The organism is Rodentibacter caecimuris (genome assembly GCF_010587025.1).
GTDB classification, from domain to species: Bacteria; Pseudomonadota; Gammaproteobacteria; order Enterobacterales; family Pasteurellaceae; genus Rodentibacter; species Rodentibacter caecimuris.
On sequence record NZ_CP040863.1, the window covers coordinates 1,436,201 to 1,459,993 of the forward strand.

A 23,793-nucleotide genomic window follows, 5' to 3' on the forward strand; every position below is an offset into this window, starting at 1 on the left:
TTTGCTCTCATTATTTATTATAAAACAGGCTGATATAGAATCAGCCCTTACACAGTTAGCACAAGCCACCATTTACGCCGATAACTTGTCGGGTAATATAGGCAGCTCTTTCATCCATCAAGAAATCAACAGTATGAGCCACTTCATCAGGATTACCCATTCTGCCGGTTGGGATCATTTTTAAAATTTCATCAATCGGTAGATTTTCATCTAAAATTTCCGTATCAATTAATCCCGGAGCGACACAGTTAACGGTAATTTTGCGTTTTGCCAATTCTACTGCAAGGGCTTTTGCCGCCCCAATAATACCCGCTTTCGATGCACTATAATTCACTTGCCCACGATTACCAATAATGCCAGAAACAGAGGTAATACAAACAATGCGTCCGGCTTTTCGACGACGGATCATTGGCATCATAATCGGATGAAGCACATTGTAAAAACCGTCCAAATTAGTACGTAGTACCACATCCCAATCCTCATTGGTCAGTGCAGGAAAGGCATTATCACGGGTTAAACCAGCATTAAGCACCACACCATAATACGCACCATACTCTTCTACGTCTGCCAATAATTTCTGGGCGGTTTGCTCACGATTGCTCACATCAAATTGTAGCACTCTTGCACTTTTCCCTAAATTTCTGATTGATTGAGCGACATCTTCCGCCTCTTCAATACGGTTGCGGCAATGTACGACAATATCAAAGCCTGATTGAGCGAGACGCAAGGCAATCGCTTTGCCAATGCCTCGGCTAGAGCCGGTAATTAAAATAGTTTGCTTCATTGTATTCTCTTTTTAAAAAAGTGCGGTTAATTTTCTGTGTGTTTTTTTATCGGTATTTACTTGAGGACGGTAAACATTCAACGCTCCTTCAATTAAAACTTGCTCGGTGTCTAAATCTGTCAGGGAGCAGTCAAACACACCAAACCCGGTTGCATCTTCAATAGAAAGTTGAATACGAATCTGCAACCGATGTCCCAGTGTGACCAAGGGGGTGTAAAATTTTAGCTTTCGAGAACCAATCCAATAACCTAAACTAATTGGCTGTCCGGCTTTCATACATTTACAACCCGCCCAAGCCGCAATACCTTGTGCCATAATCTCAGCCGCCATATAAGTAGGTAATTCCCCATTTTTGACCAATAAACAAGCTTCCGTTGGTGTGGCTTCAGCAATCAGAAAATTATCGCCAAAATCGGTAATTTTTTCCAACATCACCATTTTTCCACTATGCGGTATAAGGGAAGCAACATTGGTTATCGGACATGTCAAGTCAATCATCTGTTTCCCCCAAAATAAGTACCGTATTATTACCGCCAAAAGCGAAAGAGCTACTTGCCCCTATTCGTTTGTCATTTATCCAACGACTGTGAGAATCCGTTAATGCAATGTCTGGTAGCAGTGGATCCTTTTCGCCATCCCATAATTGAGCGGGTAATTGCCCGGTTGGATTTAATGTTCGGTCAATCATTCCCCATAAAATCGCCGCTTCAATTGCACCCGCAGCCCCTAGAGTATGCCCGGTATAAGGTTTGGTACTGGTACAAAAAGTTTGATTGCCAAATACAACGCTGACAGCAAGAGATTCCATTTGATCATTATGGATTGTGCCTGTACCGTGTAAATTAATCCAACCGATTTGATGTGGTTCTACTTGTGCTGAGGCTAATGCGGCATGAAAAGCGGTCATTGCGCCTTCCCCCTGTGGGTGTGGCGATGACATATGATATGCATCGCTACTTGCCCCGTAACCTAATAGTTGTACGGATGTGTCATCAAGTTTTTCACGACTCATGATAAACACGGCCGCGCCTTCACCAATATTAATACCTTGACGATTAACGGAAAACGGATTGGTTCTTTTATCCGATAATACAGAAAGTGAGTTAAAACCCTTTACTGTGAGCAAGGAGAGGGTATCCACGCCACCACAAATCACTGCATCGCATATATTGACTTTGAGCAAACGTGCCGCAGTGATCAGTGCCTTTGCCCCTGAGGTGCAAGCGGTAGAAATGCCATAAACCAAGCCTTTCAAGCCATATTGATGTGCAATGAAATCAGCCGGAGCAGAAAAATATTGCTGTTGTTGTTTGAATTTTTCCCCAGACCAATCATTTGGATGTGCGGCTTCATATTTAAACACGGGAATGTTTTCATCCACACCAGTGGTAGAAGAGCCGATAACGACCGCAATGCGATGCTCACCAAATTTTGTGATTGCCACCTCAATTTGTGGTTCCAGTTGCTGTAAACAATGCCATAGTACTTGGTTGTTTCGGCTACGATGTTCATCAGACAAACTCACCAGGAAAGGGCGTAAATCCGTTTTAATCGATCCAAGTATATAGGCTGACCCATTAAGATTTTCTGCTCGGAATAGCTGATCGGATAATGTTAATGGTGAATCGACCCTTTCCAATAAGGTTTGGATATGATGGGCAATACCTTCACCCAAGCAACTCAGAATAGCCGGACGGCTTAAATAAAGTGCGGTCATTTTTAATTTAGTTCTTCAATGTGCCAATAACTCATATCAGCCAGTTCAATATCGATACCCGACTGCCGGGGAATAATTCGCCAAACTTGTTTTTTATCTACAAAATAGGTAGTCGCCTGTTGGGTTCGCTCAATGTGGCTAAATGTAAACAACGACTCCGTATTAAGTGCAGTAGCAATCGCCGAAAATAGCTGTTTGGCTTGCTGATTTGGCATAACAAAACCGTCATTTTGCCACCCTTCATTATTCAAAATGACGCGGGCGATAGGTGCACCCAAAGGATCACTTTGCACCCATCGCCATACCTGTGGTTGAGCGGATAAACTCAGCAAGCTGGATTGTTTCAACCCACCATTTATATCCCGTTGTTCCACTTTAAATAACCGCTCCGTTTTTTGTTGTAGTGGCAAAGTTTGAACTCTGGGTAGATTTGAACAGGCAGTTAAAAACAAACCGAACAAGCCCAACAAAAGGTATTTTTTCATCATTAATCTTGTGTCGCAACTCCGCACACTTCAGCCAAAGCTTTTAAACGTGCTTCAGATTTCGCCACATAAGGATTATTGGTATCCCAAGCATAACCTGCCAAAATCGAAGAAATCATTTGGCGGATCTCCGGTTGAGGATTACGGGCATATACTACATCTTGGAATGATCCTTCATACCAACCTGTTACATAAGTTCTGAACGCATTTACACCAACCATTAACTCATCACTGAATTCAGTTTTCCAATCCACATTTTCTCCGTTTAATTGACGGATAATTAAACCTGTTGCTAAACGAGCAGAGTGTAATGCAATGGTTACTCCTGATGAGAAGACCGGATCTAAAAATTCTGCTGCATTGCCTAACAAAGCAAAGTGTTTACCGAATAAGGTTTTCACGTTTGCAGAATAACCTTGAATACTGCGGAACGGAAATTCGTTTTCCCAATTTGCATTCACTAAAATGCGTTTTAGCATTGGGCATTCTAGGGCAAATTTTTTCAATACGGTTTCATTATCACCTTCAAGGGTTTCAGGTAAACCTACCACCCCGATAGAACAGCGGTTATCCGCAAATGGAATGAGCCATAACCACACATCACGGTGTACTGGGTGGGTAGTAATCAAAATTTTGTTACGGTCAAAATCAGGATCGGTAATGTTGTCATCAATATGCGTAAAACGTGCCACACGGGCAGGCAAACATGATGGCGTTTCTAAATCAAGTAAACGGGGCAATACTCGTCCGTAACCACTGGCATCTAACACAAAACGAGCTGATAAGCGGTATTCTTCGCCGTTTTCTTTGCGAATGGAAAGCTCTGCATTTTCTTGCGAATTATCGAACGCCAACACTTCTTCACCAAAACGAACATCTACACCTTTTTTCGCCACTTCATCAATTAAAATTTTATCAAAAATGCCTCGGCGAACTTGGTAAGTCGTACCGGGGCCGGGGGTGAATTTATCCGTAAAATCAAAATAGGTATAACGATTACCCCAAGTGAACGCTGCACCGTTTTTAAATTGGAAACTTGGCTCTGCGTGAACGGCATCGACTAAGCCTGCTTCTTCCAACATATCCATACAATAAGGCAGTAAACTTTCGCCAATCACAAAACGTGGGAAATGCTGTTTTTCAATCACACAAACCTTTAGGCCTTGTTTGTGCAATAAGGCGGCAGCAACCGAACCGGACGGACCGGCGCCAATAATTGCGACATCAAATAACGCCATAGATAATTCTCCAAATTTAACGAAATAATTTAAATGTGATTGCTACGCTAAACAATACGCCGATACTGACGCTTAACCCAAATATCGCCACCGCAGGGGTAGAACTAATCCCCAATAACATAAAAGAAATTAATGTAGTAAGTGCGGCTAATAATATCGCAATCCGCTTATTAGATAAAGGTTCTTGAGCAGTTTGCATATAGGCGGTGTAATCCACACCAATGGCAGAAACAAGCAACAGACCGAATAGTGAAAACAGTCCTATTGGCAAACCGAACCAACCGAAAACAGCAATCGTCATTACAATGGCAAGTAGTGGTGGCAACAACATCATCACACCACGTTTTATCCCCCCAAACCGCCACAATAAAATGCCAGCCAAAATAAAAGAAAGCAGCTTCAACCATGCTGCTTGATTGCGGGTATGTTCAAAAGATGCATTTAAGTGAGCGCGTTTGTCTTGCCAAAAAATATCTTTGCCATTAGCAAATTGTTCGGCTGATTGACCCGCTTGCAAGTTTACCCGAACAAGACTTGCTACCTGATTATCTTCCAGCTTGCCTAAATAAAATCCTTGCCAGCCTTGCCCTATCTGTGTTTGTAACGCTTCGTTTAAAGATACCGTTTTAGTTGTTTTTAACTGGTGAGTGGCTTGTCGGATCTCACTAACCGACACCCCAATTTGTTCCATAACCGCATAACTTTTCGGTGGTAATTGACTTAGTCTTTCTCCCCATGCTTGTTGCTGTGCTTTTGGCATTAGCCATTGCGAAACAGCTTGAAATGCAATGCCTTTCTGGAGTAACTGTTCTGTAAGTTCACTCTCTTTTTGCAACAGTTTTTCATCATCGGGGGCGATCACTAACAAGTATTGGCTACTTAAGTTAACCCCCGTTAATTGAGCAATTTGTTGGGCTTCCTTCAACATCTCATCCGGTAAAGCAACCCATTGACGAATATCGTCTTGCCATTGAGTTTGGTAAATGCCCGCAACGGAAAAAAGCACCCAAAACAATATCGTTATTTTATGGAAAGGCTGGGTAAAAAATCGATCTAAAATTGACCGCACTTTGCTCAAAAATAATGAAGGGCAAGCTACCTGCCAATGCCAGAATAAGTTTGGCAAGATAAATATTGTCGTTAAAACCGCCCCGACTAATGCCACCATCGAAAATAATGCCGTTTGTTTTAAAATCGGTAAATGGGTAAAACCAAGCAATGCATAACCTACAAAGGTAATCAGTAAACTAATCAAAAAGGTAAAACGTAGCGAACGCATTGCCTGCGTCCCTTGCCAATTCGACGCAAACAAGGAAGAGGCAAGCCAGTGCAATGGGAAATCAATTAGTACACCCACAAGGCTCGTACCAATTACAATAGTGAGAATATGCACCTGACCAAAACCTAAAATCACCCCGCATAACCCACTTAGCATACCGACTAAGATCGGTAAAAATAACCATACAATCCGCCATGTTCGGAATACAAATAGCAATAATATCAGTATTAAAGAAATGCATAATACACTCATAACGCTGCTTTCGGTTTCTGCTTTTTGTTGGGCATCTGCGGTAAATAGGGCAGCACCGGTTACTAAAAATGTGGCTTGTTTTGCTTCTGCCAAGAGGCGATTTTCGCCCACCATATTTAATAAGGTGTGGACAGGTTTTACTGTTTCAGCTTGTGCCAATTCGCCACGCAATAGCACCCAAGTAATGCCATCTTGCTCGGTGTAAAGCATACCGTTATCCATATTCCACTGCATCGCAATGGCTGACGAGTTAAACACAAAACGCCCAAAGCCCAGCCAATCTTGTTCTAATGGCAATAAATTTGCTTTCTCGAATGGGTTTAGGATCTGCTCGGCGTAATGCTGAAAATAAGTTTCAGGTTGTTCAGCCAACTGCTTACGTACTGGGGCTGGCAAGGTGGCAAACTTCAATAAATTGAGTTCTTGTTGTAAAGCGGGTAAATCGGGTTGGATGTTGTCATTAATTTGCGAAAATAGATCACTTGCTTGCCATTGTCGGACAATCTCTGTCGCTAACTGAAAGGCTTGCTCTGCATCCTGATGACCAACCATTGCAATTAGCTGTTGGTTAAAACGGGTTTCTTGTTTTTGATCGGCTTGGATTTGAATAGACTGCCAACTTTGCTCTTCAGGTAACAAAGTACGCAGATCCGTTTGCAGCCAGTTTCCTTGACAAATGAGAAAGGTAAACAAGCCACAAACAGTAAGTAAGAAAAAAGTTGAAAGAACAGAAAGAGCGGTTGATTTTTTCATTAAATTTGCAAATTATTCCAATGCCTGACGGACAAAATCTGCCAAAGGCTGATTAATTCGATTATTTTTAAACGTGATGTCAGTTCTATCGCCCTGAGTTTCATCAAGCTGAATTCTTTTCACTACCTCATTACCTTGAATTGTGATCTGATTAAAGATCTGTTTCATCAATAGGGAGTCCGGCGTTAGCGTGACTTTCCATTGTTCTGTCGTACCGCTTAATGCCAGTTTAAACTGCGTCTTCAACCCATTCACATCCCCCGAAAGCAAGCCTAAAAAAAGTCGGATTTGCTCTGCTTGCCCTAATTTGCCATTATTGATCCATTGCTTGCCGTTCCACTGCATAATGCCCTTTTCGGTCACTCGAAGTTGGATGGGGAAGGGTTTTTCCATTTGCCATAACAACCCTTTATTTGCCACAAGCGTAAATTCCCCTTCAGTTATAATCGGGCGACTGAGAGCTTTAAGATGGCGTTCTTGCACAAAATCGCCTTGTACACTTTGTGGTTTTTGCAGCTGACTGATTAAATCTTGCTCTGAAAAACCATACGACCAAGTGCTTATCAATAAGCCCAAGAGAAAAATAATTTTCTTCATCATCTTTGCTCCGCTTTAAAACTCGGGTGACTTTCAACCGCACTTCGCCAACAGTTCGGCGTTTGGAATTGCATTTCTCCGCTTGCGATTTCCACCGCTACTTGAGTGGTACTCGCCGTGGTGAGTTTTTTTCCTGAAAGGGCATCGCGGATGACATAATCAATGCGAAGACTGCTCTCATATTCAACTAGGTTCAGCTCAATACGGATTTTTTGGCGAAATAAGGCAGGACGAACATATTTCACGTTCAACTGCACAATCGGCCAAGCGTAACCTTGGTTTTTCATCACATCGTAGGTGTAATGAATTTCTTCCAATAAAGCACAACGAGCCATTTCTAAATATTTGACGTAATGTCCGTGCCACATAATATCCATCGAATCCACATCGAAAAATTGAATGTCGTATTCAGAAGTGTGGTGGCAGAAAATGTGTTTTTTCATTCGGATTTTTTCCAGAAATCGTAAAAATTAAACCAAAGAAGCGGATTGGCTTCACATTCTTTGGCAAGGCAATCGGCATATTGTTGCATAGCTTGGCGAATGTTTTCTTCCCGCACTTTTCCACGCCCCGTAATTTGCGGACAAAAACGGCGTAATTTCAAGCGGTAACGCCCTTGTTCTTTTAAACAAAAGACGGTGTTAATCGGGGCTTTTAACAGTGAGGCTAAGAACCATGCCCCTTGCGGAAAGTCGACTTCTTGCCCGAGAAAATTAATTTTCGCCCTTTTATCACCCCGCACGGGAATACGATCCGCCGCAATAGCAATCCACTCGCCATCTTCCAAACGTTTGTGCAACTCTAACATTTTTGCGGCATCCAAATCCTCCACTTGAATCAGTGATAACTCACTTGCTCCCGCTTTCACCAACGCTTGATTAAAGGCTTCTGCGTGGCGGCTATGTACTAATACATTTAAGCGAAAATTTGGGTGATGTCCATCGTCCACCAAAGAACGGCATACTTCAATGTTGCCGAAATGGGAACAAACGAGTAATTGTCCGCGATACTGCCGGCTTTCATGAATATCTTGATAAAGGTTATCTGCATCATCAACGGTTAAATCTTTATAAGTAATCTTATGTTGCCATACCGCAAAGCGATCGGTAATAGATTCGCCAAAAGCTAAAAATTGTCGAAAAACCGAGAAGGTAGGGAGTTTTACTTTCGGATAACACCGACTAAGATTGTATTGGTAAGTGCGGATATTTTTACGGGCGTTTTTTGATGTGGCAAAGAAATAACACACCACCAAAAAGGTCACGACACGAATAGCAACTAACGGTAAATACTGCACAATTAAGCGGGTAAGATTTAAGAAAAAATGATTACCACGCTCCTGCTGCCTCGCCCAATGCTGCTGTTGCCCACTCATAGTGGCTTTCCTGTAAACCAACGGGCTAGCATACCGAAGAAAAGTTTGGTATGCATTTTGCTAATCAGCCAATTATCTGCCCACGCCCTAAAATGTGATATGCCCCCTAACTCATACCGCACCGGAGTGTCCACCCAAATAAACGGTATTTGATACCAATGAGCTTTAACCAGAATTTCAACGTCGAAATCCATTCTATCTCCAAGCGGTTCGTTGTTTAGTAAGTTTTGCAAAGGCTTAAGTGGGTAAAGGCGAAAGCCACACATACCATCTTTAATGTCAAAAGAGTGGGTATGAATGGCATTCCAAAAATTCGTGATTTTACGTCCGTAAAGGCGTGATTTGGGTGCATCATTGCTGTAAATCGGGCGACCACAAATAAGTGCGGTCGGATTTTTTTGCATTTTTTCCAGCATTATTTTTACATCAGCAAGATGATGTTGCCCATCGGCATCCGCTTGTATGACATAATCAAATCCCATTTTTACAGCATACTTGAAGCCGCTTTTCATTGCCGCCCCTTTGCCGCCATTTTGTGAACGAAAATAAACGGAAACATCTTGTCTATTTTGTAGGCTTTGTAAGGTGGCTTGGTGTTCAATAGTCGAACCATCATCCACGACCAATACAGGTAAGCCGAGGTCTAAAAACTGTTGAACTACATTGCAAATTGTGCCTGAGTGATTGTAGTGAGGGATTACTGCTATTACCTTATACATTACAAGTTATCGTCCTGTCCGGTGAGAAAAACCCGGTTAAAATCCACACGACTGATTTTAGATTGACTATTGCGTGGCAGCTGTTGAGTGAAACGCCAAAACCGAGGAATACCCGCCATTTCTTGCGATTGCATTAGAAAATGACGAAGTCGTTCAATCAATGCTGTTCTCCCTTGTTGATGATACGCATGAATCCCCTCCTCCGTTAAGGCTACCCAGGCGGCAGGGCGTGCTTTCTTCGGGTGTGGGGCAATGTAGCAATCTGCGACCAAAGGTTGTTGGAGTAAATGCTGCTCAATACTGACGAGCGAAATTCGCTTATCACCAAACTTGATAATGCGATCAATCCGCCCTAGTAGTTTAAATTGTTCACCGTAAAATTCTGCCGCATCGGCGGTTTGTTCCCGCTGATTAAGCCATTGGGAATCCACCCACAATGCGCCCTGTTCATTCAATCCCACTTGAGTAAATGGGGTTGAGCGCCAAAGTCCATCGTCAGCCCGAAAAGCAATCGCGCCGGTTTCCGTACTACCATAGCACTCCACCACGGTTGTGTTGAGTTTTTCCCGTAAAGCATTGCCCACGTGAATAGGCAATACGCCACCTGCTGAAATGATGCCGGCAAGATTAAAATCAGCAAAACGTGAGTCAGCCGTATTTAAGTGGTTTAATAACGCAGGACTGCTGATCCAAAGACATTTTTTGGCATATAGACTCTCCGCGATCATATATTCAGGATAAGGCAACTGTTGACGACCAATTGTCCAGCCCATCGCTAACGGCAGCATAATGCGATAAGACAATCCATAATGATGTTGTGCGGAAACGCTTGAAACGATGTGAAAATCCGGCGTGTTAAAAGGGATAGAAGAGACGATCGCTTGTGATTCAATCCACATTTGTTGTGCCGTTTTACATAGAATTTTGGGTTCGCTACTGCTACCTGAAGTCTTCAACCAAATTTCCGTTTGATTTTCTTTATCAAAGAGCGGTCGGTTTTCGCTAACTTTTTGCAAAATTCCGTAAGTTTCAAACCGCTTGTCATCAAATAAAAAATCACTATGCTCGGCGATCCACTGTTGGTTTTCCGGCAATAAGTTAGGCGGAAGTAAAATTCGAACATTGGCATTAAAACAAGCCAATATAGCACAAGCAAAACTGGCAGCATCATCAAACCAAAATGCCACCGAATGTACATTATCTTGTTTGAGTTGTGCGGTAATTTGTTGTGAGCGTTCGGCAAAATCCTGCCATTTCCACTCAGGGTTTAATGCAATTAAGGTGTTAGGCGTAAAATTATTTTTCATAATGCTTCTTCATATATTGGCGGACAATCCATTCTCCCGCCATTAATATGCCCATTAAAAGATACGAAATGAAACCGTTATATAATGCCCAATAATCGAGTAAATTGGAATAAATCGTAATACTTGAAATCGCAATGTTGAAGATAAAAAAGCCGCACCAAATCAGGGTAACATTACGGGTATAACGTACACCTTTTTCACTCAGGTTCGGGGTTTGCATACGGGCAAAACGTTCAATGATGGTTTGTTTTTGCCATAAACTTGTGCCGAAAATAACCAACATCAAGCCGTTTATCATAATCGGATAACCATACATCATCTCATCGGTGCGGGTGATACCGACAATCATCAGTAATATGGCAATACCCCACGAGAAATACCGCATAGCAGTTTGTTCGTAAATCCCTTTTAATCCCCAAAAAAAGCCGATAATAAAAGGCAGTAAAACCAAAACCTGTGAACTTTCTCCCCATAACCAATAAATCGGATAAGCAAGACTAGCAAAAAATAAAACTAAATTGATAATGGCTTTCATCAAAACCGCCTAATTTACCAACACCGCCACGCCACTACAGCATACCTCATTTTCAGTGGTGAGTTGGAAAACTACCTTGCCTTTGGCTTCATCCCATTTGAGGTTTAATGTAAATTGATCCGCCGGACGAAGAAATTTTTGGAACTTTAATTTATCAAGGTGTGAACACGTGTAGTGTTGTGGCACAAGTTTTGCTATTTGCTCAAAGATCCATTGTAATTCCACCACACCCGGTACAAGTGGAAATTCAGAGAAATGATCTTTCAAGTAAACCAAGTCTAACGGTACTTTACCCATAGCCTGAAATATATTGCCCTCACATTTTTCTTCTAGCCAAATAGGCTCTTTGCAATCTTCTAAGAAAGTGCGGTTAAATGCCAGTTTATTTATTTTTGATTGGGTATTACGAGGTAAAGCATCGGTAAAACGCCAAAAACGTGGAATGGCAGCCTCTTCCTGAGAATATTTAAGACTGGTTTTTAAGATCCGAACCAATGCCCGATGACCTTTTTCACGCAGAAATGCGATGCCCTCCCAGTTCAATTCAACCCAAGATGCTAAGCGTTTTTTTTCTGGATGCTCTGCAATATAACAATCACTTACCCAGTTGTGCTGAATTAACGTATTTTCTACGTTAATCAAAGAAATGCGTTTATCTCCAATTTTCACAATCCGATCGGAACGCCCCAGTAAGAGAAAACCACTATTTTCAAACTTCACGACATCAGCGGTTTGTTCTCGTTGGGAAAGCCAACTTCCCTCAATCCATAATTCCCCTTGCTCATTGGTGCCAAGCCGACTTTCAGGTAAAGATTGCCATAAACCGATATCTTCACGGATAGCGATTGGCCCGGTCTCTGTACTGCCGTAAATTTCAACAAGCGGTACATAACGACGGATAGTTTGCGATAAATCTTCCGCCAACATACCGCCCGATGAAATAAGACCAATTACACTTTGTGGCAATTTAGCTTGCTTCCATTCCATACTTGCTAACATTGACGGGCTACTCACCACCACAGCTGATTTGCATTGCTTCGCTTGCACAAAAATACATTCCGGATAAAACTGTTGAATGCGCCCAATTCGCCAACCTTTTACCAATGCCATCAGAATATGTACGGTTAAACCGTAAATATGCTGAATACTCACAGTGCTAATCACCGTAGTGGCATTGCCATTTGCAAAAGGTAAGGTTTGCGCAAGCACATTAGCCCCGAGCCACATTTGCTGTGCAGTTTTAACAATAGTTTTTGCCTCCCCCGTACTCCCCGAGGTTTTTAACCAAATTTCGGTTTGATTGTTGAAATCAAAGAGCGGTCGATTTTGTGTAGTTTTTTGAAAAGGGGGCGATGCAAATTCATCAAATTGAAAGGCGTTCTCTAATTCTCCTTCGCGATCGGTAATCCAACATTGAGCATGCTGATTGACCCATTGAATACTTTCTTCGGTAAAATTAGATGGAAATAATATACGAACATTAGCATGCCATGCACCGAGTAATAGGCAAGCCAACTTAGCACCATCTTCCATCCAAACGGCAATAGAATGAAATTGGCGGATGCTGAGCTCCGCAGAAATCTGCAAGGCTCGTTGCTCAAAATCCGCATAAGTCCAAGCCGGTTGATTGGCAACGAGATCTGAAGGGAGATAGGCTAACATTACACAGAGTTTTGTTGTTTTAACACTGCTTGCACCACATCGTCTACGGTACGCACATTGCGAAAATCTTCTGCCTGTAATTTATGCCCCGTTTTTCGTTTGATATGATCAATCAAGTCAATCGCATCAATGCTGTCAATCTCTAACTCTTCATAAAGATTGGTTTCCGGTTTAATTCGCTCCGGTTCAATTTCAAACAGCGATTGAAGTGCTTCGCTGAGTAAATCTCTGATTTCTTGTTCAGTCACAATCAAACTTCCCCTTTTTTACTACGAATAAATTGTGCCAGTGTTGCAACACTTTCAAAATGTTCACGTAATTGATTTTGTTCGCTATCCAACTGCAAACCAAATGTTTTTTGTACCGCCAAACCTAATTCAAGTGCATCCACCGAATCAAGTCCTAAACCCTCATCAGAAAATAATACCGTATTGTCTTCGATATCATTTATAGAAACATCTTCTAGTGCGAGACTATCAATAATTAGTTGTTTAAGTTGCTGTTCGAGTGTCATTTTCATTATCCTTAGTTTGAGAGTTAAAATAATGTTGTAAATATTCGGTTAATCGGCGAGAAGCAATCGGTAATGGTTTTTCTGCCAGCCAATCCTTCGGATTGATGTCTTCTCCTACAATAAGTTCATATTGAATACGTTTTTTCGGCAACTGATACCAAGGTTGCCCTTTTTTAAAATTCAGCGGATTCATTCTAATGACGATTGGAGTAATAATATTTGCACTACGCAAGCCAATAGATACGGCACCACGATTGAGTTTAATGTCACCATCCCAACCGGTTCTTGTGCCTTCAGGGAAAAGCAAAAGCGCTTGTTCTTTTAGTACCTCATCGCATTCTTCCAGAAGTTCCAATGATTCGGTATTGGGTAAAAAACCGCAGGCTAAAATTTGGTTTCTCATTGTAGGATTATTCAGTAATTCTTTCTTTACAATACAATTCAGTTCGGGGGCTTTAGAGAGAATCAATACTACATCGAGTAGCGACGGGTGGTTTACCAACACTAATTGTCCCTGACACCCTAAACGTTCAAAACCTTGATATTTCACCTCAAGAACACCCGAAATAGTTAAATATCGGATAAAATATGCCCAAATTTTACTAACTAGACGACGAATCTTAAATTGGGTAGCCAAACTATTTTTTTTATGATTTTTAGCATAAGGATAAAGATAGAGCTGAAATAAGCTACCAGCCACGCCCCAAAAAAGAAAACCTAATGCAGTGGCAATAAAACGGCGAATCCAATCTAGTTTTTTCCCCATTGCCACGTTCCTTTTACACTACTTTTCGTTTGCCATTTTTTAATACTTAAGTGCTGATGTTTTACCCAAGTTAATGCATTATCGGAGCCTGAAGGATCGCCCTCGCTCTCGTCTAACTCCAATGTGTAATCCCCCCCTTTTTCGACTAACAAACTTAACGCATAAGAAAAAGGCTGGCGATAAATGGGTGAAACATTGTATGAATCCCCTAAAGGCGATTCTGCCACAACAACCAACACTTGCTTTATTCCTTCGTTCAATAATAAATGGGCTTCTAACAAGGCGATCTCTAAATTATCTTGTTGAGCGGTTAATGCGGTGGTTTCCGCTTTTACACCATTAAGTTCTGACCATTGCCCTACCAAAGCATTATGCACGGAAAGGCTAAAGGAAGTGGGGGAAACATCTCCCTCTGTCAATAAACTATGCCAAAGATCAAAATTACGATTAATTTCCCCATTTGAAGAGGCATACACTACCGGAATATTTTTATTTTCGCCTAATAAATCCCACGCTGATTCAAAAAACAAACGAGCGGATGGGCTTAATCGGCGACGTTTTAACGGAGGTAAAAAAGCTAACTTAGGAGAAACATCTTCAAAATTAACCGCATTTTCTTGCCAAAAGGTTTCTCCTTTTTTCCAATCGTCTGACTCTAGTTTTTTAGAACAAACCATTGCCCAGTTTTTAATATTGAATGAAAAGCGGCAGATTGACATAATTAATAATCTTTGAATAATTGACCAATCATAGTATCAGTTTGACCTTGCAAACCTACTTCGGCAACACGATCTTTTTCATCACCTTTGCGAGCATAAAGAACAAAGCCAACTTCACTTTGATTTTTAACTTCCATTAAACGTAGTTTTGCTTTTGCCACAATGTTACGGTTACCTTTTACGCCAAAGGCTAAAATATAATCACACTTCGCATCACTGGAGCTAGCGATTGATTCAGAGGTAATATTTTTCTTTTTCAGGCTTGTTTTTAAACTGGCTACAAATTGATCCGGTGCACCACGCGTACTACCTTTTACACAAACATGCTTTACATTCAAAGCACGATTCACAGGTTTTAAGCTGCCTTCATCAACCCCACCCGCAGAACATGCGGCTAAACCAAATGCCATTAACCCTAAAATAATGTTTTTCATCCCCTCTCCTGTTCAAATTAAAATCTTTAAAACGAGCTAATTTTACCTAGCTAATTCATTGAAAGCAATGTAGATAATTTTAAATCAGAATAAAAATGTTATACTTAATTTCGATCTGAAATAAAGATCCCGTTTCAACTCATTTACCTTGGAGAATTCCCCTATGAAACTAAGTGCAAAACTCGGCATTATTGTATCAACTTTAGCAATCGCAGCCTGCGCTCCACGTGATACAACCCATCATTTATCTATTAGTCAAGCATTAAAATCACCAGAAGCTGCAGAGGTACTTAATCCAAATATCAAACTTTATTTTGGTACACCAGCACCGGGAAAAGTACTTATCGCAAACGCAGTAACAAATAAGAAAACTAATGCGGCAAATAAAAGTGATGAGAAAGCATGCCAGTGGGTATTTTTATCTGCTGTAAAACAGTTGCAAGATAAAGCCGCATCAAAAGGTGCGACAAAGGTTGGAAATATTGTGAGTTACTATAAAAAGAATACCTTTAAAAGTCGTACGGAATACGAATGCCATGCAGGAAATATTATTAGCGGCGTAGCACTTAAAGGAGATATTGTTAAATAAGGTGAGATAAACGAGTCTCTTTCCTATCAAAAAGTGCGGTTAAAAATCTATTTATTTTTCAACCGCACTTTCTTTTTTAAGAGAATATTAAATGACGGATTCCAACGCCCAAAGTTCTTGCAAACTTTCACGTCGGCGGATTAAATGCGCTTTGTCGCCATCCACTAACACTTCGGCAGTACGCGGGCGGGAATTGTAGTTGGAAGACATACTCGCCCCATAAGCGCCGGCAGAACATTGTGCGATATAATCCCCCTCGGCAATGGCAAGTTCTCGCTGTTTGCCTAAAAAATCCGAGGTTTCGCACACCGGCCCGACCACATCGTAAACCGCTTTTTCACGTACTAAAGTGCGGTCAATTTCCACAATATTCATATAAGCCTCATACAATGCAGGACGAATCATATCGTTCATACCGGTATCTGTAATGGCAAAATTGCGGCTTTCGTTACTTTTCAAATACTGGACTTTTGCCACCAAAATGCCTGCATTGGCGGTGATTGCCCGTCCCGGTTCAAGAATAATTTCAAGATCCTGATAATCTTTTAATTTTTCCAATAAGGCTTTGGCATACTCGCTGGGATGAGGTGGGGTTTCATTGGTATAAGTCACCCCTAAACCGCCGCCTAAGTCTAAATGTTTCAAAGCAATGCCATCTTGTTTGAGTTGTTCCATTAACACAATTAGACGATCTGTCGCGTCCAAAAACGGTTGCAATTCGGTAAGTTGAGAACCGATATGACAATCCATTCCGCTAATTTTGACATTCGGCAAACTTGCCGCCAATCGATACACTTCGCGTGCTTCATCGACGCCTATCCCAAATTTGTTTTCTTTTAATCCGGTGGAAATATAAGGGTGAGTATGGGCATTCACATCCGGATTCACACGCAAGGAAATAGGGGCAATTTTACCCATTTCTCCGGCAATGAGGTTGATGTGGTTAAGTTCGGAAACCGACTCAACATTAAAGCAACGGATGCCGACTTCTAATGCACGCATAATTTCTTCACGGGATTTTGCCACACCGGAAAAGACGACTTTCGATGCCTCACCACCGACAGCCAGCACACGTTCCAATTCGCCTTGCGAGACAATATCAAAACCTGAACCTAATTTCGCCATTACACTTAGTACACCAATATTGGAACAGGATTTCACCGCAAAACAAATTAAATGGGGATGTGAACCTAACGCCTCATTAAACGCATGCCAATGACGTTCCAATGTCGCACGGGAATAGACATAAAGCGGCGTACCGAACTGTTCGGCAAGTTTTTGTACCGGCACTTGCTCGGCGTAGAGTCGATTATTTTGATATTGGAAAAAATTCATATTATGTCTCACCAATTATTGATGTTGTTGGGTTTGCTCTTTTTCCGGAAAATACAATGGGCCTTTCACGCCACAACCGGTTGCTAACACACAAACTGCACTTAATACTAAAATTGACAGTAATTTTTTCATTTTTTCTCTCTCACTAATCGTTAAATCCGCCTTTTATAAGGGGGAAAAAGGCTTTATAATCTGCCGCATTCTATCAGATTTGCAGAGAAAAACTTTATGAATGTTGCAGAATTTCATCAAAACATTGAACACATTTGGCAAAAAATTGAGGAAAAATTAGAACAACAAGATGCGGATGTCGATTGCGAAACGCAAGGTGCCGTATTCACCATGACATTTGATAATCGCACACAAATTGTCATCAATAAACAAGAACCATTGCTTGAACTTTGGCTTGCCAGTAAATTAGGCGGCTTTCATTTTGCCTTCAAAAATGGCGAGTGGATTTCCAATGACGGACAACGATTCTGGGATAGTTTAACGGAAGCCTGTGCGGCTCATGGTGAAACGATTCAATTCTAAAATGAGCACGCCGTCTCTTTTACCGAAAACCGTTGAAAAATCAACCGCACTTTCCGTGCTGAACTCGGTATTCGGCTACCAATCTTTTCGTAAAGGGCAGGAAGAAGTAATTAATGCCGCACTAAATGGGCAAGATACGCTGGTCGTGATGGCAACAGGAAACGGTAAATCACTTTGTTATCAAATTCCTGCACTCTGTTTCGATGGGCTTACACTGGTGATCTCCCCTCTCATTTCCTTAATGAAAGATCAGGTGGATCAATTACAGGCTAACGGTATTGAAGCGGCGTTCCTTAACTCCAGTCAAACACTTGAACAGCAACAGCTGGTACAAAATAAGTTAATTTCCGGAAACCTCAAACTCCTTTATATTTCACCGGAAAAGGTGATGACGAACAGCTTTTTTAAGCTGATTTCCTATTGCCAAGTCAGTTTTATCGCCATTGATGAGGCACATTGTATTTCTCAATGGGGGCATGATTTTCGCCCTGAATATACTCAACTCGGCGGGTTAAAATCCAGCTTTCCGAATGCCCCTATTATGGCGCTCACCGCAACGGCAGATTACACAACACGGCAAGATATCCTCACCCACCTTAAACTGCACAATCCATATAAATATGTGGGTAGTTTTGATCGCCCAAATATTCGCTATACACTGGAAGAAAAATTCAAACCGACAGAACAATTGACCCGTTTTGTATTGGCTCAGAAAGGCAAAAGCGGCATTGTTTATTGTAACAGCCGTAATAAGGTCGAACGGATAGCGGAAAGTTTACGTAATAAAGGGATATCCGCTGCGGCTTACCACGCAGGCATGGAAACGGCACAACGTGAACGTGTACAGCAGGATTTTCAACGCGACAATGTGCAAGTGGTAGTCGCAACCATAGCTTTTGGTATGGGGATTAATAAATCCAATGTCCGTTTCGTCGCACATTTTGATTTACCGCGCAGCATCGAATCTTACTATCAAGAAACCGGCCGTGCGGGGCGGGATGACTTACCCGCTGAAGCCGTATTATTTTATGAAGCGGCAGATTATGCGTGGTTACAAAAAATTTTGCTTGAAAAACCGGAAACGCCCCAACGGCAAATTGAACAACATAAATTAGAAGCCATCGGCGAATTTGCCGAAAGTCAAACTTGCCGTCGTTTGGTGTTACTCAATTATTTCGGCGAACATCGTCAAACACCTTGCAATAACTGCGATATTTGTTTGGATCCGCCGAAAAAATATGACGGTTTAGTGGATGCACAAAAAGTGATGTCGGCTATTTACCGTGTGGGACAATGTTTCGGGGCACAATATGTGATTGGGGTATTACGAGGAATGCAAAATCAGAAAATCCTCGAACGTCAACACGATAAACTTAGCGTTTATGGTATTGGGAAAGATAAAAGTAAGGAACATTGGCAATCGGTGATTCGCCAATTGATTCACTTAGGCTTTATACAGCAGGTGATCGGAGAGTTTAACACCACCTTACAACTCACAGAAAATGCCAAACCCGTGCTAAAAGGAGAAGTGCCTTTGGAGCTTGCAATGCCGCGTATTTCCGCGATTAGCAAAATGGCTCATAACCCACAACGAAATGCGCTGCTCAATTATGATAAAGATCTGTTTGCCCGCCTGCGCTTTTTACGTAAACAAATTGCCGATAAAGAAAATATCCCGCCCTATATCGTGTTCAATGACGCAACATTGCAGGAAATGGCACAGTACATGCCAACATCTAATATTGAAATGTTACAAATTAACGGCGTGGGCACAATAAAATTAGAACGATTTGCCCAACCCTTTATCATGTTGATTAAAGAACATAAAGCAATTTTGGCGAAAGCTTAAGATCAAAGTAAAAAGTGCGGTCAAAATTGACCGTACTTTTTTGTATCCTACGCCTCCATCGACATACAGAGTAAAGTCAAGGGGTGAATACAGGTGATATTGGAAGACATATCAATTTGCCATTTACAGGTTTGACATTCGGAAATGACATAATCAAATCCACCCTCATTGATATTGTCAAACAAGGTTTTGCCGATAGATTGGGCGGTGTCGTAATTTTCCGCTTTAAAGCCGTAAGTACCGGCAATGCCACAACATTGTGATGGTAACATTATGATTTCCAAACCCGGAATTTGTTTCAACACGTCCAAGGTGTAAGGCGCCCAACCGGCTTTCTCCACATGGCAAGCCGTATGGTACGCCACCCGCAATTTAAGCGGCTTAAGAGGTAAAGTGTTACCCTCTTTAAAAAGCCGATATAGGAAAGGGGTTACCATGTGGATATGCGGGCGTACTTTGGCATTGTCGATGCCTAAAATATGATGATATTCATCCCGTAAATTTAACGCACAACTTGAGGCTTCGCTAATCACCTCTAACCCCTTTTCATCCACCATTTTGCCAATGTGGTCGGTATTGAATCGGGCAATGCTACGGGCTCGTTCAGGAAATCCGTTCACAGTTAAAGGCAAACCGCAGCATTTTTCTTTTTCCAACAACATCACGCCGATCCCCATTGCATTGAACACTTTAAGAAATTCCTTGCCTAGTTGGGGATTGTTATAGTTCACATAACAGCCGTGAAAATACGCCACTTTGCGTTCAAACTTTTTCTGTTCTTCCAAGGCATTTTTCATATACCAACTGCGGAACGTGCCAAAAGCATATTTTGGTAAGGTTCTTTTTTTGCTGATATTAAGGGTTTTCTCAAGGACAAATTTTGTGGCGCTTAATCCGGTGATCGTATTCACAATAGGCGCAAGAGGCGTATTGAGCTTGCCCATGATGTCGGTATTACTCAAAATGGCGTCACGCAACTTGTTCGTTAACGTTTTTTTCTGTTGTGCCAGATGATTATTGCGCGCCCGAACAATAAGATCACCGATTTTTACATCGGACGGACAAGCCACCTCGCAACGTTTACAGTTGGTGCAATATTTGAGGGCTTCATCATAAAGTTCGGCAGATTTTAAACGTAAACGCTCACCGTCAGGCCCCGACTGTTTCGGGCCGGGATAAAGCGGGTTATTACGCGAAACCGGACAAACGGCAGTACAGGCGGTACATTTAATACAGCTTTCAAAACTTTCATCAATATATTGATGGCTTGCCGGCGAATTAAGGGACTGTTTCGCACTATCAATTAATCGTTGAATATTCATACTCATATCGCCTCCTTATTTCGCCAGAATTTCTTCCGCCACCGCCAAGGCAGTTACCACCGCCACACCGGAACCACAACCAAGCGCTAAAGCATTAAAGCCGCCAATCACATTCCCTACGGCATATAAATTCGTTAAAAATTGACCGCTCTTTTGCACTTGGCAATGTTCGTTAATCACCACGCCGGCAGATTGATAAGGTTGGGGGTTAGCAAAGCGACGATCCGTCCAGCTAAAGCGGTCATTAGCCTCAAATCCTTTTACTCCCGTAATATCCGAATAAAATACCGGTTCAAAAATTTTATCGAATTCCGCCACTAACCCCTTACTGAAGAAACTACCTGACGCAAGTACGAAATTATCGGCAATCATTTCTTCGTCATTGTGTAAACGGGTCATCACACAACGCACTCGGTTACCGTCAAAATGTGCTTTTACAGCACTATCGCCATTCATCATCAAGCCCCCGAGGGATTCAAATTTACGACGTAATTGAATACGTTGCCGCATACCCAGGAGTGAAGGCGGAAGGGTCGGTAACTCAAATAAGGCAAGCTTTGTTGCCTTGCGAAGTACGGTCATAAACTCTTGATTTTCCAGACCAAAACAAGCCGGTAAAAATACGGCGTCCGCGCCTTGTGCGGATTCCACAATTTCTGTTACTAAATCATCAAAGGCCAATTTGTGTTCTAAAAGTTGTGCGATATTCACACTGCGAAACTCCCGTGAATTTTCACGCAGTTCGTCTAATTGCGGGATATTCAAGAAACCACTACTCACCTCGCAATGGGCAAACTGTGGGTTAAGCACTAAATTCGCCGACAAAAGCTGGGGTTGAAAATCGTGATAGCCTTCAATACCAAGCACCGCAATACGTTTATGTGGAAAAGGTTCATGACCCTCGACGGTTGGAACACTATTCGGGGAAAGCCATGTGCCACGCAAACTGCCAAGCCCGGTTACCCGCCGGTGATTTTTTTCGCCAAAGCCAATTAAATCAAGATTGAGGGATTGTGCCAAAGCTTCAAATTCCCGTGCCTTGCTCATCACTTTTTCTGTACCCAATAAGCTATATGGGTGCGATGGTAAGGTTGAGCAAAGTGCGGTTAAATTTTCTTGCAAATTTTCCACCTCACTGCCTGATGGCATACGGCTTAATAGATCAAAGGAACCGGAGGCGAAATCCATCGCCGCTTGACCGTTATTGATAATCACACATTGCTTACCGTTTTGTTGAAGGGCGATACCACAGGTTAAGCCCGCCAAACCACCGCCAATAATCACTACGTCAAAATTCATTGCTATCCGTCCCTTGTTGTGCTTGTTCCTCAAGCGGTTTCACATCATTCAAACCCAATACGCTACCATACATCCAAGAGGTAAATTCGGCTTCCCGAATGGCTTCCCCCCAAGCGATGGGTTCAATACCACGCCAACGCTCTTCCATAAAGGCATTGAGTTGGGTGGTCGATTGGCGCGGAGTGGCGACCTCAAAACGGCTCATTAGTCCCGCGGCACGACAGGCGCAAAGTTCCGCTTGACATGTCCCCATCCCCACTCGGGTACGACGGCGCAAATCCACCAGATTGTGAACGTCTAGTTCATCTACCGCATAACGTACTTCACCGGCAGTGACCGCTTCACATTCACATACCATAGAACGGTCTAAACGGGCTTTGTCTAGCAAACGGGTGGCGCGGGAACCGTGGCGGTACACGGCGGAATAACGAATAGTACTCGGCAATGAAATGACTTTTTGATTGGTTTCTTGACGGCTTTCCGTTGAACCCGGCAGCGGTTGTTCTGCCGTCACACAACGGGCGGTTTTATTAAGTTTTTTGCAAACTAAATCCGTTGTCCATTCCGCCATTAAACGATAAGTCATTAATTTACCGCCGGTGATAGTAATAAAACCGTCTAAACCGTCACGTTCTGCATGATCCAGCAAAACAATACCACGGCTGACGTTTCGACCGGAAGGATCATCATCCGTTGCCACCAATGGGCGCACCCCGGCATAGGCACGCAGCACACGGGTATGCCGTAAACTTGGTGCGAGTTTTTCCCCTTCACGGAAAAGAATATCCACTTCTTCGGGGGTCACTTGCATATTATCGATTTGATCATAAGGAATTCGGCTAGAAGTCGTGCCAATCACACAAATGGTATCACCCGGCACGAGAATATCGGCGTCAGCAGGTTTACGACAGCGGTTAATCACCATTTTATTGATACGATGCCCCATAACGAGTAACGCTCCCTTTGCCGGAAACATTTTAATGTTGAGATCAGCATATTCTGCTATCCCTTGCCCCCAGATCCCACTGGCATTGACAACGAGCGGCGCAAAAAATTGGCGTTTAATTTTGTTTTTATGATCATAAACGTCCACACCAATGACTCTCCCGCCTTCCCGAATAAGATTTTTCACTTCGCAGTAGGTGAATATTTTGGCGCCGTTTTCTGCTGCGTCCATCATGTTAGAGGCGGTTAAACGAAAAGGATCAATAGAACCGTCCGGCACCACAACTGCCCCCACTAAATCAGGATTAACGGAAGGTTCCATAATTCTTGCAAGTTTAGGATCAATAGCAACCGCCTCAATACCGGATTTTGTACAACTTTCAATGAAGTTTTTTTGATAGTCGAGAGAATCTTCAGGTAACGTAATAAATAACCCTTCCGTTTCATCCACACAATGACGTGCGATGTTGCGTAAGATACGATTTTCTTTAATACATTCTTCCGCCGATTCCCGATCGTTCACCGCATAGCGCGCACCGCTATGTAAAAGACCATGATTACGACCCGTTGCGCCGGTCGCAATATCACGACGCTCCAGCAAAATACAATTAATACCGCGCAACGCACAATCACGTGCAATACCCGCACCGGTCGCCCCACCACCGATTATAATTACATCCGTGGATAAGGAAGAAAAGCTTCCGACATCTTGATATAAATTAGGTGATAATCCCATGTTTACCTCCAGATCCCACAATAAATAATAAAAAATAAACCCACTTCG

26 protein-coding genes are annotated in these 23,793 nt (G+C 42.3%); 3 read left to right on the top strand and 23 right to left on the bottom strand.

Annotation, left to right across the window (positions count from 1 at the left end; genetic code table 11):
- Positions 1 to 55 precede the first annotated feature (55 nt).
- Genes fabG through FEE42_RS07320 form a run of 18 tightly spaced genes read right to left on the bottom strand, consistent with a single transcriptional unit; the run spans position 56 to position 15,136 of the window.
- The gene (gene fabG, locus FEE42_RS07235; protein ID WP_059366095.1) at positions 56 to 784 is read right to left on the bottom strand and encodes a 3-oxoacyl-ACP reductase FabG; all 729 of its coding nucleotides are present in this window, start codon (positions 782 to 784) and stop codon (positions 56 to 58) included.
- Positions 785 to 796: 12 nt separating this feature from the next.
- Positions 797 to 1,282 carry a hotdog family protein gene (locus tag FEE42_RS07240; RefSeq protein WP_059366096.1) on the bottom strand — a complete coding sequence of 162 codons (486 nt, stop codon included), beginning with the start codon at positions 1,280 to 1,282 and terminating at the stop codon, positions 797 to 799.
- A complete protein-coding gene (locus tag FEE42_RS07245) occupies positions 1,275 to 2,501 on the bottom strand; it encodes a beta-ketoacyl-ACP synthase (protein WP_164028018.1) in 1,227 nt (408 codons plus the stop codon). Before FEE42_RS07245 ends, FEE42_RS07240 begins: the two co-directional genes overlap by 8 nt.
- A 2-nt stretch (positions 2,502 to 2,503) precedes the next feature.
- The gene (locus tag FEE42_RS07250) at positions 2,504 to 2,986 is read right to left on the bottom strand and encodes a hypothetical protein (protein ID WP_164028019.1); all 483 of its coding nucleotides are present in this window, start codon (positions 2,984 to 2,986) and stop codon (positions 2,504 to 2,506) included.
- A 2-nt stretch (positions 2,987 to 2,988) separates the two neighbouring features.
- Entirely contained in the window at positions 2,989 to 4,224 is a 1,236-nt protein-coding gene (locus FEE42_RS07255; RefSeq protein WP_164028020.1) for an NAD(P)/FAD-dependent oxidoreductase, read from the bottom strand.
- Positions 4,225 to 4,240: 16 nt separating this feature from the next.
- Entirely contained in the window at positions 4,241 to 6,508 is a 2,268-nt protein-coding gene (locus tag FEE42_RS07260) for an MMPL family transporter (RefSeq protein ID WP_164028021.1), read from the bottom strand.
- A 12-nt stretch (positions 6,509 to 6,520) separates the two neighbouring features.
- Positions 6,521 to 7,105: a LolA family protein gene (locus FEE42_RS07265; RefSeq protein ID WP_059368816.1), complete on the bottom strand. Its 585-nt coding sequence runs from the start codon at positions 7,103 to 7,105 to the stop codon at positions 6,521 to 6,523.
- Positions 7,105 to 7,548, bottom strand: a complete 444-nt coding sequence (locus FEE42_RS07270; protein WP_164028022.1) for an acyl-CoA thioesterase — start codon at positions 7,546 to 7,548, stop codon at positions 7,105 to 7,107. The genes FEE42_RS07265 and FEE42_RS07270 overlap by 1 nt, the downstream gene beginning before the upstream one ends.
- Positions 7,545 to 8,480: an LpxL/LpxP family acyltransferase gene (locus FEE42_RS07275; protein WP_164028023.1), complete on the bottom strand. Its 936-nt coding sequence runs from the start codon at positions 8,478 to 8,480 to the stop codon at positions 7,545 to 7,547. Before FEE42_RS07275 ends, FEE42_RS07270 begins: the two co-directional genes overlap by 4 nt.
- Positions 8,477 to 9,199, bottom strand: a complete 723-nt coding sequence (locus FEE42_RS07280; protein ID WP_164028024.1) for a glycosyltransferase family 2 protein — start codon at positions 9,197 to 9,199, stop codon at positions 8,477 to 8,479. The genes FEE42_RS07275 and FEE42_RS07280 overlap by 4 nt, the downstream gene beginning before the upstream one ends.
- Positions 9,199 to 10,506, bottom strand: coding sequence for an AMP-binding protein (locus FEE42_RS07285; protein WP_164028025.1), 1,308 nt, complete (start codon positions 10,504 to 10,506; stop codon positions 9,199 to 9,201). Before FEE42_RS07285 ends, FEE42_RS07280 begins: the two co-directional genes overlap by 1 nt.
- Positions 10,496 to 11,044: a COG4648 family protein gene (locus FEE42_RS07290; RefSeq protein WP_059366105.1), complete on the bottom strand. Its 549-nt coding sequence runs from the start codon at positions 11,042 to 11,044 to the stop codon at positions 10,496 to 10,498. Before FEE42_RS07290 ends, FEE42_RS07285 begins: the two co-directional genes overlap by 11 nt.
- A 6-nt stretch (positions 11,045 to 11,050) precedes the next feature.
- A complete protein-coding gene (locus FEE42_RS07295) occupies positions 11,051 to 12,703 on the bottom strand; it encodes an ApeI family dehydratase (protein ID WP_164028026.1) in 1,653 nt (550 codons plus the stop codon).
- Complete coding sequence (locus FEE42_RS07300) at positions 12,703 to 12,951, bottom strand: acyl carrier protein (protein WP_059368817.1); 249 nt, start codon at positions 12,949 to 12,951, stop codon at positions 12,703 to 12,705. Before FEE42_RS07300 ends, FEE42_RS07295 begins: the two co-directional genes overlap by 1 nt.
- A gap of 2 nt (positions 12,952 to 12,953) precedes the next feature.
- On the bottom strand, positions 12,954 to 13,217 hold the full coding sequence (locus FEE42_RS07305; protein ID WP_059366107.1) for a phosphopantetheine-binding protein: 264 nt from the start codon (positions 13,215 to 13,217) through the stop codon (positions 12,954 to 12,956).
- Positions 13,195 to 13,983, bottom strand: coding sequence for a lysophospholipid acyltransferase family protein (locus tag FEE42_RS07310; RefSeq protein WP_164028027.1), 789 nt, complete (start codon positions 13,981 to 13,983; stop codon positions 13,195 to 13,197). The genes FEE42_RS07305 and FEE42_RS07310 overlap by 23 nt, the downstream gene beginning before the upstream one ends.
- Complete coding sequence (locus FEE42_RS07315) at positions 13,968 to 14,702, bottom strand: beta-ketoacyl synthase chain length factor (RefSeq protein WP_164028028.1); 735 nt, start codon at positions 14,700 to 14,702, stop codon at positions 13,968 to 13,970. Before FEE42_RS07315 ends, FEE42_RS07310 begins: the two co-directional genes overlap by 16 nt.
- Positions 14,703 to 14,704: 2 nt before the next feature.
- Entirely contained in the window at positions 14,705 to 15,136 is a 432-nt protein-coding gene (locus tag FEE42_RS07320; protein WP_059366110.1) for a hypothetical protein, read from the bottom strand.
- Positions 15,137 to 15,299: 163 nt separating this feature from the next.
- Between FEE42_RS07320 and FEE42_RS07325 the strand changes: the two genes are divergently transcribed.
- Positions 15,300 to 15,725: a hypothetical protein gene (locus FEE42_RS07325; protein WP_059366111.1), complete on the top strand. Its 426-nt coding sequence runs from the start codon at positions 15,300 to 15,302 to the stop codon at positions 15,723 to 15,725.
- A gap of 87 nt (positions 15,726 to 15,812) precedes the next feature.
- On the opposite strand, the gene lysA is transcribed toward FEE42_RS07325, so the two are convergent.
- Both lysA and lptM read right to left on the bottom strand, forming a co-directional pair.
- On the bottom strand, positions 15,813 to 17,060 hold the full coding sequence (gene lysA / locus FEE42_RS07330) for a diaminopimelate decarboxylase (RefSeq protein WP_164028029.1): 1,248 nt from the start codon (positions 17,058 to 17,060) through the stop codon (positions 15,813 to 15,815).
- Positions 17,061 to 17,075: 15 nt separating this feature from the next.
- Positions 17,076 to 17,192, bottom strand: coding sequence for an LPS translocon maturation chaperone LptM (lptM, locus tag FEE42_RS12865; RefSeq protein WP_077582750.1), 117 nt, complete (start codon positions 17,190 to 17,192; stop codon positions 17,076 to 17,078).
- A gap of 96 nt (positions 17,193 to 17,288) precedes the next feature.
- On the opposite strand from lptM, the gene cyaY reads away from it, so the two are divergent.
- Complete coding sequence (cyaY, locus tag FEE42_RS07335; protein ID WP_164028030.1) at positions 17,289 to 17,594, top strand: iron donor protein CyaY; 306 nt, start codon at positions 17,289 to 17,291, stop codon at positions 17,592 to 17,594.
- A 1-nt stretch (position 17,595) separates the two neighbouring features.
- Positions 17,596 to 19,443, top strand: a complete 1,848-nt coding sequence (gene recQ, locus FEE42_RS07340) for a DNA helicase RecQ (RefSeq protein ID WP_164028031.1) — start codon at positions 17,596 to 17,598, stop codon at positions 19,441 to 19,443.
- A gap of 47 nt (positions 19,444 to 19,490) precedes the next feature.
- On the opposite strand, the gene glpC is transcribed toward recQ, so the two are convergent.
- The 3 genes from glpC to glpA are packed head-to-tail and all read right to left on the bottom strand — an operon-like array spanning position 19,491 to position 23,745.
- On the bottom strand, positions 19,491 to 20,771 hold the full coding sequence (glpC, locus tag FEE42_RS07345; RefSeq protein WP_059366114.1) for an anaerobic glycerol-3-phosphate dehydrogenase subunit GlpC: 1,281 nt from the start codon (positions 20,769 to 20,771) through the stop codon (positions 19,491 to 19,493).
- A gap of 9 nt (positions 20,772 to 20,780) precedes the next feature.
- The gene (gene glpB, locus FEE42_RS07350) at positions 20,781 to 22,064 is read right to left on the bottom strand and encodes a glycerol-3-phosphate dehydrogenase subunit GlpB (RefSeq protein ID WP_164028032.1); all 1,284 of its coding nucleotides are present in this window, start codon (positions 22,062 to 22,064) and stop codon (positions 20,781 to 20,783) included.
- Positions 22,054 to 23,745, bottom strand: a complete 1,692-nt coding sequence (gene glpA / locus FEE42_RS07355; RefSeq protein ID WP_059366116.1) for an anaerobic glycerol-3-phosphate dehydrogenase subunit A — start codon at positions 23,743 to 23,745, stop codon at positions 22,054 to 22,056. The genes glpB and glpA overlap by 11 nt, the downstream gene beginning before the upstream one ends.
- Between the last annotated feature and the right edge of the window lie 48 nt (positions 23,746 to 23,793).